General features: G+C 31.3%; 12 protein-coding genes. 6 read left to right on the forward strand and 6 right to left on the reverse strand.

What is annotated here, in order from left to right:
* The coding region (locus B0A58_RS12020) for a hypothetical protein (protein ID WP_165766338.1) at positions 1-352 on the reverse strand (352 nt) is incomplete at its 3' end.
* A gap of 277 nt (positions 353-629) precedes the next feature.
* Between B0A58_RS12020 and pafA the strand changes: the two genes are divergently transcribed.
* A complete protein-coding gene (gene pafA, locus B0A58_RS12025) occupies positions 630-2,243 on the forward strand; it encodes an alkaline phosphatase PafA (RefSeq protein WP_089081261.1) in 1,614 nt (537 codons plus the stop codon).
* Between the two features lies 1 nt (position 2,244).
* Positions 2,245-3,195 (forward strand): ion channel, encoded by a 951-nt coding sequence (locus tag B0A58_RS12030; RefSeq protein ID WP_089081262.1) that lies wholly within the window; start codon positions 2,245-2,247, stop codon positions 3,193-3,195.
* Here the strand turns inward: B0A58_RS12030 and B0A58_RS12035 are convergent.
* The 4 genes from B0A58_RS12035 to B0A58_RS12050 all read right to left on the reverse strand — a co-directional run bounded on the left by B0A58_RS12035 (position 3,190) and on the right by B0A58_RS12050 (position 7,926).
* Positions 3,190-3,735 carry an acyl-CoA thioesterase gene (locus tag B0A58_RS12035; RefSeq protein ID WP_089081263.1) on the reverse strand — a complete coding sequence of 182 codons (546 nt, stop codon included), beginning with the start codon at positions 3,733-3,735 and terminating at the stop codon, positions 3,190-3,192. The genes B0A58_RS12030 and B0A58_RS12035 overlap by 6 nt on opposite strands.
* A 1-nt stretch (position 3,736) precedes the next feature.
* Positions 3,737-4,102, reverse strand: a complete 366-nt coding sequence (locus B0A58_RS12040; protein WP_089081264.1) for a 6-phosphogluconate dehydrogenase — start codon at positions 4,100-4,102, stop codon at positions 3,737-3,739.
* Between the two features lie 10 nt (positions 4,103-4,112).
* Positions 4,113-5,465, reverse strand: a complete 1,353-nt coding sequence (gene rmuC, locus B0A58_RS12045) for a DNA recombination protein RmuC (RefSeq protein WP_089081265.1) — start codon at positions 5,463-5,465, stop codon at positions 4,113-4,115.
* A 271-nt stretch (positions 5,466-5,736) separates the two neighbouring features.
* Positions 5,737-7,926: a glutamine synthetase III family protein gene (locus B0A58_RS12050; protein ID WP_089081266.1), complete on the reverse strand. Its 2,190-nt coding sequence runs from the start codon at positions 7,924-7,926 to the stop codon at positions 5,737-5,739.
* A 400-nt stretch (positions 7,927-8,326) separates the two neighbouring features.
* On the opposite strand from B0A58_RS12050, the gene asnB reads away from it, so the two are divergent.
* From asnB to B0A58_RS12065, 3 genes are all read left to right on the forward strand, one after another.
* Complete coding sequence (asnB, locus tag B0A58_RS12055; RefSeq protein WP_089081267.1) at positions 8,327-10,222, forward strand: asparagine synthase (glutamine-hydrolyzing); 1,896 nt, start codon at positions 8,327-8,329, stop codon at positions 10,220-10,222.
* Positions 10,223-10,237: 15 nt separating this feature from the next.
* Positions 10,238-12,364 carry a bi-domain-containing oxidoreductase gene (locus B0A58_RS12060; RefSeq protein ID WP_089081268.1) on the forward strand — a complete coding sequence of 709 codons (2,127 nt, stop codon included), beginning with the start codon at positions 10,238-10,240 and terminating at the stop codon, positions 12,362-12,364.
* Between the two features lie 284 nt (positions 12,365-12,648).
* Positions 12,649-13,356 carry an ABC transporter ATP-binding protein gene (locus tag B0A58_RS12065; protein ID WP_014083969.1) on the forward strand — a complete coding sequence of 236 codons (708 nt, stop codon included), beginning with the start codon at positions 12,649-12,651 and terminating at the stop codon, positions 13,354-13,356.
* Between the two features lie 191 nt (positions 13,357-13,547).
* On the opposite strand, the gene B0A58_RS12070 is transcribed toward B0A58_RS12065, so the two are convergent.
* The gene (locus tag B0A58_RS12070) at positions 13,548-14,414 is read right to left on the reverse strand and encodes a DUF4349 domain-containing protein (protein WP_089081269.1); all 867 of its coding nucleotides are present in this window, start codon (positions 14,412-14,414) and stop codon (positions 13,548-13,550) included.
* Between the two features lie 273 nt (positions 14,415-14,687).
* Between B0A58_RS12070 and B0A58_RS12075 the strand changes: the two genes are divergently transcribed.
* Positions 14,688-15,980: an anthranilate synthase component I family protein gene (locus B0A58_RS12075; protein ID WP_165766339.1), complete on the forward strand. Its 1,293-nt coding sequence runs from the start codon at positions 14,688-14,690 to the stop codon at positions 15,978-15,980.
* Positions 15,981-16,048: the final 68 nt, after the last annotated feature.

Consider the following 16,048-nt stretch of genomic DNA (forward strand, 5'->3'; position numbering starts at 1 on the left):
CAAGTTGGGTTAAATTTTTGGCATCAAACCAATATGCCTTTGCTTTGTCATGAATTTGTAGTGCTTCCAAAACTTTATTTGAAAGTTCTACACAAGCCATGGCATTGTCGGTACCATCATATTGAGCAATTTTACTCCAAATTTCATCAATTCCAGATAAATGTTTTGGAATTCTGGCATTGCCAATACCTAAATCTAAAATAGTGATGGGACTTCCTTTTTGAATATAAAGCTTAGTAATTAATTTTTTTAATTCAATAAATTCAGCCCATTGTGCTTGAATCAAATCTTCGGTCAAATAGTCCTTATCAAAAGATTTTTCAAACGTATTTTGGTTATCATACATGGTCATAACTTTAAATTTTTATTCAAAAATAACATAATTTTAATATTAAATATCATATAGATGGTAATAATTATTTTAAAATGAATAAATTTGCCAATAAATAATTGCTAGATATTTGAAAAGACAAAATTTTACAATAAATATCTTACAGTAAATGTGATTATTTGACAAAGATATGTAAATAAAAATTTTGGATTTAATAGGAATGTATAATCATTATTTATTAAATAAGTATAAATTTTTTAAAATAAAATTCAATTTTATATTAAATCGACATAAAAGTATGAAAAAATTCATTGGATTATTGAGTATTGGAATAGCCATGCAATTGACTGCACAAAATCGGCCAAAATTAGTTGTTGGTGTAGTTATAGATCAGATGAAACCTGAATATTTAACTAGGTTTTCAAATGATTTTTCTGAAGAGGGTTTTAAGCGTTTGCAACGAGAAGGCTATCAATTTCAAAATGTACATTATAATTATATGCCAACTTATACTGCTCCCGGACATGCTTCTATCTATACGGGTACAACACCTTCCGTTCATGGTATTGTAGGTAATGAATGGTTTAATAGAACAAAAGGAAGGCAAATGTATTGTACTGAAGACGATAATGTAAAACTTGTTGGAGATGGAAAAGACAAAGAAGGAGCCATGTCTCCAAGAAATCTTTTAGCAACTACGATTACAGATGAACTTAAATTAGCAACTAATTTTGAAGGAAAAGTAATTGGTGTAAGTATAAAAGACAGAGGTGCCATTTTGCCAGCGGGTCATTTTGCAAATGGGGCTTACTGGTATAGTAATACGGGTTCTTTTATATCGAGTACCTATTATGGCGAAAAATTACCTGACTGGGTAACTACATTTAATTCTGAAAAAAATTACTTACCTTATATTGAAAAAGGCTGGGATTTATTAAAGCCTATACAAAATTATACAGAAAGTTTAGCAGACGATAATCCTTATGAAGAAGGACTGTATAAAAAAGAATTACCTGTTTTTCCTTATGATTTGAAAGCTATGTATGATAAAAATGATGCAGGTGTTATTCGTTCAACTCCTTATGGTAATGATTTATTGGCTTCGTTTGCAATGAGAGCTATTGAAAAGGAACAATTAGGTAAAGATAATATTACAGATTTTATCGCAATAAGTTTTTCTTCTACAGATTATGTGGGGCATGCTTATGGGCCAAGAGCAATGGAATTACAAGACACGTATATGAGAATGGATCAAAACATTGCAGACTTACTGAATTATTTAGATAAATTTATAGGTAAAAATGACTATTTATTATTTGTTACCGCTGACCATGCAGGGGCTGAAAATGCAAACTTTTTGAAAGACCATCAATATCAAGTTAAAAATGTCAAACCTAAAAAAATAGTTGAAGACTTGAAGCAGTTTTCGTTAGCTACTTTTGGCGTTGATTTGGTGCAAAATTATTCTAATTTTAATTTGTTTTTGGACAAAGAAGTAATCAAACAAAAAGGTTTAGATGTAACAATTGTCAAACAAAATTTTAAAAATTATTTGATGACTCAAGAGCAAGTTAAACGAGTATATACAGAAGAGGAAATTCTAAATCCAAATCAAGCTGATTATTATTTGAATTTTATTTACAAAGGATTTGACCCTACTCAAAATGGGGATTTAGTAGTATTAGACAAACCTGGATATATAGAATACCACGAAAAAGGCACCTCTCATGGCACTCCTTATGCTTATGATACACATGTTCCATTGATTTTTTATGGTTGGAACATACCCAAAGGAGCTACTTCTGATAGAAAAATAATTACACAAATTGCCCCTACAATTGCCCAAAAAATTGGAATTTCTTTCCCAAATGGAACGGAGGCTCAGGTGTTATTAGAGGTTTTAAATAAATAAAATGTCGTTAATCAGAAAAAAAAATATACGGCACATCAAATCAAAAGCCAACACTGGATTTGGAAACCAAGCTTCTGAATTTGAAAATCGTTTTATTAATAAAAATGGCAATGCAAATGTTATCAAATCAGGAATTTCCTTTTTAGATTCAATCAGTTGGTACCATTTAATGCTTACAGTTTCAAAAAGGAACTTCATTTTTGCATTATTAATGGGGTTTATATTGATTAATACTATTTTTGCAAGTTTATATTATTTTATAGGAATTGAACATCTAAATGGTATCAACAAAACCTCTAGCCAATTGGAACAATTGGCCCAAGCTTATTTTTTTAGTGCTCAAACTTTTACAACAGTGGGCTATGGACACATTAGCCCTACAGGTTTTTTAACCAGTATGTTGGCTGCACTAGAAGCCCTGATTGGTTTATTGTCATTTGCATTAGCAACGGGTTTATTTTATGGTCGATTTAGTAAACCAAAAGCATTCATATTGTTCTCTCATCATGCCATTATTGCACCTTATAAATCTGGTAAAGCCTTGATGGTTAGGCTAGTACCATTTAAAAACATTAGTTTGATAGATGCCGAAGTACAAATTACTGCTGGTATTATTATTGAAGAAAATAATACCAGAGTTAATAAATTTTTTACATTAGATTTGGAAATGAATCAAATAGCATCCTTAAATTTAAACTGGACTTTGGTTCACGAAATTACGGAACAAAGTCCATTTTATGGTTTTAGTCAAGAGGATTTTGCACAAACAAAAGGCGAAATCATTGTTTATTTCAAAGCTTTTGACGATATGTATAGTAATACCGTTTCTATAAAAACTTCATATATTTTTGAAGAAATTATTTACGATGCTAAATTTGAAAAGATGTATTATAATACACCTAAAGGTATAATTTTAGAAATAGATAAATTAAACCAAATTACTAAATTATAAGTTAAGTTTCACGTTATAATTTTTTAATATTTCTACTTGATTTTCACTTTTATATTGTTCTTTTTCCTCGTGTAATGATTTTTCTTTTTTTAGAGCAATCATTTTTAAACAATTAAAAAAACGTCTTATATCATTTTCAGTACTCAAAATAAGCCCTGGCACTTTTTCACTAGTGCCATTTTTATTTTTGGCAACCATTGTAAAATAAGAGGAATTACAATGTTTGACTTTTCCAGTTTGAATGTTTTCTGATTCTACACGAATCCCAACTATCATCGAGCTTTTTCCCACATAATTGACACTGGCTTTCATTGTTACCAATTCTCCAACCTCTATCGGGTTTAAAAAATCTACGGTATCCACGGATGCCGTAACACAATAATGTCCAGAAAATTTTGATGCCGAGGCAAAAGCAATTTGGTCTAAAAGCGACAGGATATATCCTCCATGTATTTTGCCTGAAAAATTGGTATGCGAGGGCAACATCAATTCGGATATTGTTACTTTAGAATCGCTTACTTTTTTAAAAATTTCGGTCATTTTACTTCATTTTGAAAGGAGAAACGTCTTTTTTTACATCTGTTATAAAATATTTACTATCTCCCCACCAAGGAAAAGTTTTGTATTTTTCTACATAAGTTACTTTTACATATTGTCCTTCATAACTTTTTAAACTGTCAATTACTTCAGGTTTATTGTCTAAAACAGAAAAGGCAAAAATTTGTGCCCCTGAAATACCTTGACTAATTTCTCCCTCCCAAGTTTTGAAAACCATCCCTTTGTGGCTAAATTTTATCAATTCGCCCGATCGTACTCCTTCGCTATATGAAGCATAATAAAATATTGAAAAATAACCTGCTACTAATAATAGGGCAATAACTGTTGATATTCCTAAAATTTTTCTCATATTGTTTAATTTAATTGTTTATATTTGATTCTTGAATTAGATTTTCTGACATAGATTTTTTGGCTTTTGCCCCTAATGTTTTTAATTTTTCTACACTATATACTAAATTGCCATTTCCCGAGACCAGTTTGTTCATTGCGGCCTCATAATCAGCTTTGCTTTCGTCTATTTTTTTGCCTAGTTTTAATAAATCAGCAACAAACCCTTCAAATTTGTCATATAAATTTCCAGCTTGGCGGGCTATTTCTAGTGCATATTTTTGTTGTTTTTGATTGGCCCAAAGGCTATCAATAGTTCGCAATGTAGCCAACAATGTTGATGGGGTAACGATAACAATATTTTGCTCAAATGCTTTGTTATACAAATGGGCATCTTCTTGTAAGGCTAATGCAAATGCTGGCTCCAAAGGTATAAAAAGTAAAACAAAATCGGGACTTTCTATTTGATATAATTCTTGATAATTTTTTGTTCCTAATTGTTCAATGTGTTTTTTTATTGATGATAAATGTTCTTTTAAATAATTGTTTTTCAGTGCTTTATCTTCTTCATTGACGTATTTTTCATAAGCAGTTAATGAAACTTTAGAATCGATAATCATTTTTTTGCGGTCGGGCAGGCAAACCACTACGTCTGGAAAAACTTTTTTGCCATTGCTGTTTGTATGACATTGTTGAATATAATATTCACTATCTTTTTGTAATCCTGATTTTTCTAATACCCGTTCTAATACCAATTCCCCCCAATTCCCCTGTATTTTGCTATCACCTTTTAATGCCTTAGTCAAATTGACTGTTTCCAAACTCATTTTTTCATGTGTAGCATGCAATTGGTTGATTTGCTCACGCAAAGTTGCATGATAATCAATACTTTGTTGATGGGTGTCTTGAATTTTTTTTTCAAAAAGCAATATTTTTTCTTGTAATGGAAACAAGATATTTGCTATATTTATTTTGTTAAACTCTGTAAATTTATTCGATTTTTCTTCTAAAATTTTATTGGCTAAATTTTCAAATTGTACCACAAATTTTTCTTGCATGGCATTAATTTCTTGTTTTTGCTCTTGATGTCTTTCTAGCAAATAATCAAAATCTATTTCTTTTACCGTCAATTCTGTTTGAATAGCTTCTTTTTCCTGTCTTATATTTTCTTTTTCTGCAAGTGCTTTTTCAATTTGGAAATTCCATTGTTTTTTTTCATCATCAAACGCTCTTTTTTGAGCTACATTAAATTCTTTCAATTCTTCTATTTTTGATAGAAGATGTTGGTTTTCATAAGTATATCTATTGGTAAAAATAAATTTACCTAAAAACAAACCTAATATAAAAAGGATAAAACCGATAACTATAAAAATTGTTTGTTCCATTTATTAAATAATTAATGCAAATAAATATATATATATTAATTTAAATATTTTATGTATTATTTTTAAAAATTAAGTTGTAATTCTGCTTTTTTTTATTATTTAAATTTGATAAAGATTAGTAACAATGTCTTTTTAGTATCAATAGCATCATCAATAAATAATCAAAATAGGAATTGAATCATGCCAATTAAAATGCAAAAATAGGTTTTAATTCAGAATAAAAAAAGCCTCAAAATATTATTTTGAGGCTTTTTTGAAAGGATCAGTTTTATTATTTTGTAAATAATAACTCTCTGTATTTAGTCAAAGTCCAACTTTCGTTATCAACTAAAAGTTCTAATTTATCGCAGTGTTCTCTGATTATTTCAAAATATGGTTTTACTTTATTACAATAAGATTCAGCCATTTCTTGGGCATCTGTCAAAATGTTTGCCTCTTTTCTAGCATCAATCATTTCTTCAACTTTTGAATTAATACCTTCAATGTGTTCAGAAATTTCTTTGATAATTAAAATTTGTTCTTTTGCAATAGTTTCAAATTCTTTGCCAAAAATATCTTTTAAACCTTTTACGTTATCAATCAAAGTATTTTGATATTTGATAGCAGTTGGTATTACGTGGTTTCTTGCTATATCGCCAAGAACACGTCCTTCAATTTGGATTTTTTTAGTATATTCTTCCAATTCAATTTCGTAACGGGCTTCCACTTCTACATGATTCATGATGCCTAATTCAGCAAACAAATCCAAAGCTTGTTTAGATGCTCTAGCTTTCAAAGCTTCTGGTGTAGTTTTGAAGTTGCTCAAACCTCTTTTTGCTGCCTCTTGTTCCCATGCATCGCTATATCCATCGCCTTCAAAAAGAATTTTCTTAGATACTTTGATGTATTCTCTTAACGTATTGAAAATAGCATCATCTTTTTTCATGCCTTTTTCTTCAATTAAAGCATCAACTTCAAGTTTAAAATCTCTTAATTGTTTGGCAACAATTGCATTTAAAGTTGTCATGGCATTAGCACAGTTTGCAGAAGACCCAACGGCTCTAAATTCAAATTTATTTCCAGTAAAAGCAAATGGCGAAGTTCTATTTCTGTCGGTATTGTCTAATAATACATCTGGAATTTTACCAACAACATTTAATTTTAAATCAGTTTTTTCTTCTGGTGATAATTTTCCTGATGTAACACCTTCTAATTCTGCCAATACTTTTGTTAATTGCTCTCCAATAAATACCGAAATGATAGCTGGTGGTGCTTCGTTGGCTCCTAAACGGTGGTCGTTACTAGCTGTTGCAATAGAGGCTCTTAATAAAGCTTCATTATCGTTTACGGCTTTGATTGTGTTGATAAAGAAAGTCAAAAACTGTAAGTTACTCATTGGAGTTTTACTTGGACTCAACAAGTTTACTCCAGTATCTGTAGCCAACGACCAGTTGTTGTGTTTTCCAGATCCATTAACCCCTTTGAAAGGTTTTTCGTGTAATAAGACTTTAAAATCGTGTCTTTCGGCTACTTTTTGCATCACATCCATCAACAAACAGTTATGATCTACTGCTAGGTTGGTTTCTTCAAAAATGGGTGCCAACTCAAATTGGTTTGGAGCCACCTCGTTATGACGTGTTTTTACAGGAATACCCAATAACATACACTCTTGCTCCAAATCACGCATATAAGTCAAAGCTCTTGTAGGAATAGACCCAAAATAATGATCGTCTAATTGTTGTCCTTTTGCAGAGGTATGTCCTAATAAGGTTCTACCTGTCATCATCAAATCAGGACGTGAATTGGCTAATGATTTGTCCACCAAGAAATATTCTTGTTCCCAACCTAAAGTGGCAGTTACTTTTTTAACATTTTTATCAAAATATTTGCAAACTTCTGTTGCTGCTTCGTCCATTACAGATAATGCTCTTAACAATGGAATTTTATTGTCCAAAGCTTCTCCAGTGTAAGAAATGAATACTGTTGGAATGCAAAGTGTTGTTCCAAATATAAATGCTGGAGAGGTTGGATCCCAAGCGGTATAACCTCTTGCCTCAAATGTATTACGAATTCCTCCGTTTGGAAAACTAGATGCGTCTGGTTCTTGTTGTACCAATTGAGCTCCTCCAAATTTTTCTACTGGATCGCTACCATCATAAGATGTTTCAAAAAAAGCATCATGTTTCTCTGCGGTAGTACCTGTCAAAGGTTGAAACCAGTGGGTATAGTGGGTAACTCCTTTTGATAAGGCCCATTCTTTCATACCCATAGCAATATAATCTGCTAATTTTCTATCTATTTTTGTCCCGTGCTGTATGGCACCTTTTACTCCTTTATAAGCATCAGAGGTTAAAAATTGCCTCATTGCTTTGTCATTAAATACATTCGACCCAAAAATGTTAGATTTTCTGTCGATTTCTTCAAATTTTACTGGTTTTCTGTTTGATGCTTCTTTTAAAGCTTGGAAACGAAATGTTGACATAAATTATTATTTAATTAGATTAAACCCCTATGAATTTGCTGCAAATATATTAAATATTTGATATACAATGCACCATACCTCTAAAAAAAATAGGGTAGAGCGTTAAAATTGTCAAATTCTTAAATTTTATTACTTATAATTTGAACTTCTTATTTTTTTTTGATTTTTTTTAAAATCTTATATTTTTTTTATCATAATTTCTTTATTAGATATTTTTTTTAAGTCTTTTTATCGATTTATTTGCTTTTTTCGCAATATTTAATTGTTTTTAGTGTTCCTTTTTTAATTTTGTTTTTCAATAATATATTAACATTTTCTATTTTTTATTTGTCAAACTTCATTCTGGTTATTTTCACATGCTTTTTTTGATTATTTTTGCATTTTAAATTGGATATATTATATGTGTGGAATCGTAGGGATTATTTCTAATAATGTTGCCCCCTTATTAGAAAAAGCAACTCAATCAATAGCTCACAGGGGTCCTGATGATTTTGGTTTTTTTTATCATGATCAGCTGGGTTTTGGTCAAAGGCGTTTGGCAATTCAAGATTTGTCCGAAAATGGACATCAACCCATGATAAGTCATTGTGGTAATTTTGTACTCATTTTTAATGGTGAAATTTATAATCACTTAGAAGTTAGAAAATCATTAGAAAATAAGTATTGTTTTAAATCTCATTCAGATACCGAATCTTTACTTTACGGTTTTATAGAATATGGTAAGGATATTTTAAATCAATTGAATGGTATTTTTGCTTTTGCTATTTTCAATAAACAAACAAAAGAAGTTTTTATTGCCCGAGATCAATTTGGTGTAAAACCTTTATATTATTATGCAGACGAACATTTATTTTGGTTTAGTTCTGAAATAAAATCATTATTACCTTTACAATTTAACAAAGAAATTAGTATTCCTTCGTTAGAAAACTATCTTACTTTTTTATACTCACCTGCAGAACAAACCCCTTTTAAGCATGTTTTAAAACTCTTGCCTGGACATTATATGACTTTCAAATGGGATGAATATGCTCGGTTTAAAATTCAAAAATATTATGATATTCCATTTGATAATGTAAGAAGTTTGAAAACCGAACAAGAGCTTATCGACGAATTGGAGCAAAGACTTACAAAAGCTATTGAAAGACAAATGTTGGCAGACGTTCCTGTTGGTTTTTTCCTTTCGGGCGGGCTAGATTCAAGCGGAATTGTGGCTATTGCCAAAAAATTGTATCCTAACCGAGCTTTTAATTGTTATACCATCAAAACCAATGATGGTCAAGACATGGAAGAAGGTTTTGCAAATGACTTAGACTATGCTCGAAAAGTAGCTAAACACCTCGACGTTCATTTGATAGAAGTTGAATCGACAGTTGATATTGTGAAAGATTTTGATCAAATGATTTATCATTTAGATGAGCCACAGGCCGATCCTGCTCCTTTGAGTGTATTGCAAATTTGTACTCAAGCCAGAAAAGACGGACAAATAGTATTGTTGGGTGGTACTGCCGGAGACGATTTATTTTCTGGTTATCGACGCCATCAAGCCTTACGAATTGAAAAATATTTGGTTTACTGTCCATTATTTTTTAGAAAATTGGCACAAAAAATTATTAACAAACTCCCAGCAAACAAACCCCTTTTTAGACGTGCCAGAAAACTAACAGCCAATATTCATTTGTCTCAACAAGACCGTTTAGTGGGCTATTTTTCTTGGTTGGACAAAGATATTATAGATACATTATTTGCAAAAAAATACCAATTAGAAGCTAAAAATTATCAACCACTTCAAATATTGAAAAATTATTTAAAAAATATTGAAATTGAAAAAGATATTTTAAATAAAATGCTGTATTTAGAAATGAAATTTTTCTTGGTAGATCATAATTTGAATTATACCGACAAAATGAGTATGGCAACCGGAGTGGAAGTTCGTGTCCCATTTTTAGATAAAGAATTGGTTGAATTTAGCACTCAAATTCCTACAAATTTAAAATTGAAAGGAATGACAACCAAATATATTTTGAAAAAAGTTATGGAAAAATACCTGCCACACGAGGTTATTTATCGACCAAAATCGGGTTTTGGAGCTCCAGTAAGACAGTGGATTACTCAGGATATGGACCAAACGATTCAAGCATATTTATCAAAAAACAACGTTGAAAAGCGAGGTATTTTTGATTATGATAAAATACAAGAACTTATTGAGGATAATAAATCTGGAAAAATTGATGCGTCGTACACTGTTTGGTGCTTGCTTTCAATAGAAAGTTGGATGAGACAATTTGCTGATAACTAATAAAATACATTTAAAATGCTTCAAATCATACAATCGTTCAAAACGGGCGAAACTATTTTAGAAACCATTCCTGCACCTCAGGTAAAAAAAGGGCATGTTTTAATCAAAACAACACGAAGTTTGGTATCATTAGGTACAGAAAGAATGTTGGTTGAATTTGGAAAATCAAACCTTATTTCAAAAGCCCGTCAGCAGCCCGACAAGGTAAAACAAGTATTGGACAAAATTAAAACAGAAGGGCTTATGCCCACTTTAGAGGCTGTTTTTAATAAGCTAGGGCAACCATTGCCATTAGGATATTGTAATGTAGGTAAAGTAATAGCAGTAGGGGAGGGAGTGTCAGAATTTAATATTGGAGATAGGGTAGCTTCAAATGGTGCCCATGCCGAATATGTGTGTATTCCAAGTAACTTAGTAGTCCCAATTCCGGCAAATGTTTCAGACGATGAAGCTACTTTTACTGTTATAGGATCTATTGGTTTACAAGGCATTAGGTTGCTCAATCCTACTTTGGGCGAAACAGTGGTGGTGATTGGAATGGGGCTTATTGGGCTTCTAACGGCACAACTTTTGATTGCAAACGGTTGTAAGGTAATAGGAGTTGATTTAGATCAAGACAAACTGAATCTTTCCAAACAATGGGGTGTTATTCCTTTTAACCCTCGAACCGATGGCGATATAGTAAAGTTCGTACAATCTCAAACTAATAATATTGGCTCAGACGGCGTGATTATTACAGCATCTGCAAAAAATAACGACATTATTAGTCAAGCAGCTCAAATGTCGAGAAAAAGAGGCAAAATTGTTTTGGTGGGCGTTATCGGTTTGGATATTAGTAGGGCAGAATTTTATGAGAAAGAACTTACTTTTCAAGTTTCTTGTTCGTATGGTCCTGGTCGATATGACGAAAACTATGAACAACGTGGTCAGGATTATCCTTTGGCTTTTGTTCGTTGGACAGAAAAACGCAATTTTGATGCCATTTTGCAAACGATTGCTTCGGGCAAATTAAAGGTTGCCGAAATGATTACAGAAATTGTCCCTTTAGACAATTACCAACAAATATATGGAGCGATTGGTCAAAGCAAGTCGATAGCTTCTATTTTGAAATATAACGATAATAATACTGACACACCATCTAATTTTGTTAAAGTTAATTCGGTTAATTTTAAACAAAGTAAAGGAAATATTGGAGTAATTGGAGCTGGAAATTTTACAAAAATGACGATGATGCCTATTTTGAAAAAAACACCTGCTACCCTCAAATACATTGCTAGTGCTGGTGGGGTTTCTGGAACTTCGCTGGCTCAAAAATATGGTTTTGAGTATTCGACTACAAATTACAACGATATTTTGCAAGATGATTTGGTCGATTTGGTAATGATTACAACACGTCATAACAATCATGCCCAATTGGTTATGGCTTGTTTGCAACATCAAAAAAACGTTTTTGTAGAAAAACCATTGGCAATAGATGTCCAACAATTAGATGCTTTATGGAATCTATATGAGCAATCAAACTTTCAAAATACGATAACTGTAGGTTTTAATAGACGGTTTTCGCCACATGCCACCAAGATAAAAAAAGTCTTGGGAACAGCACCAATGAATATCATAGCAACTATGAATGCGGGTGCCATTCCCGCCAATGTTTGGGTGCATGATATGCTAGTAGGAGGAGGGCGAATTATTGGCGAAGCCTGCCATTTTATGGATTTGATTACATACTTTACGGGTAGCAAAATCAAAGCCGTTTGTATGAATGCGATGGGAGTTAATCCTGCAGAAAACACCGATAATGCCTCTATATTATTGAAATACGAAAACGGATCTACGGGGGTTATCAATTATTTTGCCAATGGATCAAAAGCCTATTCAAAAGAAAGAATAGAAATATATTCTCAAGAACGTACTGCAATTATAGATAATTTTCGAAAAACAGAAGTGTATGGCTTTAAAGGGTTGCAATCTTTTTCGACCAAATTGGACAAAGGACATAAAGCCCAGTTTGAGGCCTTAATCCATCAAGTGCAACATGGCGGAAGTCCCATAATTCCATTTGATGAGATATTGAACACTACAAAAGCCAGTTTTGCGGCTATAGAAAGTTTAAAATCAGGCAGTTGGATAGCAGTTAAGTAATGTTTTTTGTCAAAAGCTAATGGTAGTTCAAGTGTTGTTTTTTTAATTTGCGTTAGGGATTGCAGTGGAAATCCTTTTTTGTTTTTTCTTTAAAAACAAAAAAGATTGTAACGAAAAGCCCGACCCCTTGTGGGTAACGCCCTATTGCTGGTTTTGAAACGGAAGTTATTTTGAAAGAGGAAAAATATTTGAAAAAAAACATTATTTTATTAGTTACATTTGTTGTAACTAAAACGGGTATTTGCTAACTAATGGATTAGCAATGTCAAAAAAACAGCAATTTTATGGAAACATTAATCAAAATAAGTAATATTAAACGAGATTTCGTTCTTGGTAATGAAATAGTGTATGTGTTAAAGGGGGTGAATCTTGAAATTAAAAAAGGAGAGTATGTTGCCCTCATGGGACCTTCAGGATCGGGGAAATCGACTTTGATGAATATTTTAGGTTGCTTGGATACGCCTACGTCTGGCACTTATATTTTGAATGGAAAAGATGTGAGTCAGATGCATGATGATCAATTGGCGGAAATTAGGAATAAAGAAATTGGTTTTGTTTTTCAGACGTTTAATTTATTGCCTCGGACAACGGCTTTAGACAACGTGGCGTTGCCTATGGTATATGCTGGATTTTCGAAGAGCGAACGCAATATTAGGGCTACCGAAGTGTTGAAGCAAGTCAATTTGGCCGATAGAATGGACCACCAGCCTAATCAACTTTCTGGAGGGCAACGGCAACGTGTTGCTGTGGCTAGAGCCTTGGTAAATAAACCTTCTATTATTTTGGCTGATGAGCCAACAGGGAATTTGGATAGTAAAACTTCTGTAGAAATAATGAAACTTTTTGGCGATATTCATCAACTAGGGAACACGGTTATTTTGGTAACTCACGAGGAAGATATTGCTGCTTATGCCCATCGAATCATTCGACTTCGAGATGGTATTATTGAAAGTGATACAGTTAATACCCATTTAGTTGTTGGAAAAGAGTAGTATATGTAAAGCTTGGAGGGTAAGCTTTTATTAGACAAGTGTTATAAATATGTAAAAAAACAGCTTAATAAAAATATATTTATAGGCTGTTTTTTTTTATTGTTTATAAGCTATTTCAATAGGTTAGCTTTTTTGATGAGTTGCATTTTGTAGTTATAATAAATTATCTTTTTATTGAATTTAAAATATTATTATTTAGAATATTTTTTATATAATATAAAACCTAATAGGCTTAATACGATTAAAGACCAAAATTGGATAATAAAAGTTATTATATCTTCTATAAGGTACCATCCAAATTGTAGGCCATCTACAATTTGGAGTCCAAAACCTTGTCGAAACATTTTTTCGGAAGGTTTAATGTCTTTTTTGATGCTTTCGTTTTGATATAATTGTAAGGAAAGTGTGCTAAAATCAACTTTGTCTTTTAATGAAAGGTTGTCTAATTTTTTTTCGTCGTTTTCTTGCTTTTTGGTTTCTAAATCCTCTTCTGCATTAGATATTTCAGTTACTTTTTTGCCTTTAGTGTCGATGGCATTTTCTAATCTAGTTGCATGAGCATTTTTTCTGACTTGTGCTAATTGATTGGCTAAAATTTGTAATGAAACATCATCGGCCTTGATTTGTCTGGAATCTAAAAAATCAATTTCTTTGGCAATAATTTTGATGACCGTATCTAATTTTGTGTTTGGTACTCTAATAGTCATGTCGTTCAAAACAGTGTATTTGGTAATTTCGAGAATTGAATCTTGAGCAATTTTTACTTTAGATTTTTCTATTATTTGACTGTTTAAATCGGTAAATGTAACAAAACCTCCAAATTTACTAACTGCATTTTCTATAGCGTAAGTAGATTTTGCAACATTTTTGGTTTTAAATTTTATATCGGCCGTGCGAATAATTTTTCGTCCATCATCTTTTTGAACGGCAGCTGATGAGGATACTGCTTTTGCATCTACTTCCGATGCAGTAGTTTCTGGTGCTTCTGCTTGTTTACAAGCAACAATTGTAGTGGCCAAAATGAGGCCAGCATAACCCAAATGATTCCAATTTTTCATATATATAAAATTTATTTGTTTACACTATTGATAGGTTTTATGATAATCTTAAATTTCATAATAAAATAATTTACAAAATTCATTTATTTTTATTAATTATTTATTAGTTTAAATATTCAATATGTTATTTTTAGATAGTAATTTTATATCAATTTTTACATTATTAGAAGTTATGAATTAAGTATTATAAAAATCATGCCAAACTTTTAAAATATATCATTGTTATCAAAAAAAAATGTATTTTTGAATGCAATTCCTAAAAAATTAAAATCTTTGAGAACGATTATTTTTAAAGAACTAACAGATCCAGAAAGTTTCAAAATCCAATTATTGCATTGGACACAGCCCTATAGAGAAATTTTATTTCTTGATAGCAACGTGCAGTTTAATAATAGAAATCAATATTCAAAATTTGATTATCTTGCTGCATGTGAAGCATTTACATCAATAAAAACAGATTTTTATAATGCTTTTGATGATTTGCAACAATATCAAAGCAATATTAAAGATTGGATTTTTGGATACATAAGCTATGATTTGAAGAATGATGTGGAAGTATTATTTTCGAAAAATGCAGACCACATATATTTTGATGATTTATTTTTTTTTCAACCCAAAAAAATATTTATAGTTAAAGGAAATTCTTTAGAAATGCAGTATTTAAAATTTTGTGAAGACGAAATGGAGTCGGATTTTAATGAAATTATAGCTGCAAAACCTTCAATGCATATTTCAAAAGATACCATAAAAGTACAACAACGTTTAGATCCAATTTTGTATGAAGAAAAAGTACGAAAAATACTAAAAGAAATTCAAAAAGGTACTATTTATGAAGCGAATTTTTGTATGGAATTTTATGCAAATCAAAAAATAAATCCATTAGAAAAATATATTAACCTAGATAAAATATCAAAAGCACCGTTTGCGGCATATTTTAAAAACCATCAAAAGTTTATCATGTGTGCATCTCCTGAAAGGTACTTACAAAAAACGGGGCAAACGATAATATCGCAGCCAATAAAAGGAACTTCCAAGCGGTTTGCAAATGAACAAGACGACGAACAAAGCAAGCATAATCTTGAATCAAATCAAAAAGAACGATCAGAAAATATCATGATTGTAGATTTAGTTAGAAATGATTTATCTAAAATTGCTACAAAAGGATCTGTTCATGTAGAGGAATTTTGTAAAATATATACATTTAAACAAGTTCATCAAATGATTTCGACTATAAAATCCTGTGCCAAAACGGATTATACATCAGTTGAAGTGATTAAAAATACTTTTCCGATGGGTAGTATGACCGGCGCCCCAAAAATAGCTTCGATGCATATAATTGAAGCATTAGAAGTTTCAAAAAGAGGGGTTTATAGTGGTTGTATGGGCTATTTTACTCCAAGTGGTGATTTTGATTTTAATGTAATTATTAGAAGTATTTTGTATAATGCAGATAATCAATATATTTCTTTTCATGTAGGTAGTGCAATAACAGCAAATGCAATTCCAAAACACGAATATGAGGAATGCCTCTTAAAGGCAAAAGCGCTGTTAGAAGTATTGGAGTAACTACTATGTAATTTCAAAATAAAAGCCGTGTAATTTCAAAATAGAGGTCATGTATTTTCAAAATAGAA

The organism is Flavobacterium branchiophilum NBRC 15030 = ATCC 35035 (assembly GCF_002217205.1).
In the GTDB taxonomy this organism is placed as follows: domain Bacteria; phylum Bacteroidota; class Bacteroidia; order Flavobacteriales; family Flavobacteriaceae; genus Flavobacterium; species Flavobacterium branchiophilum.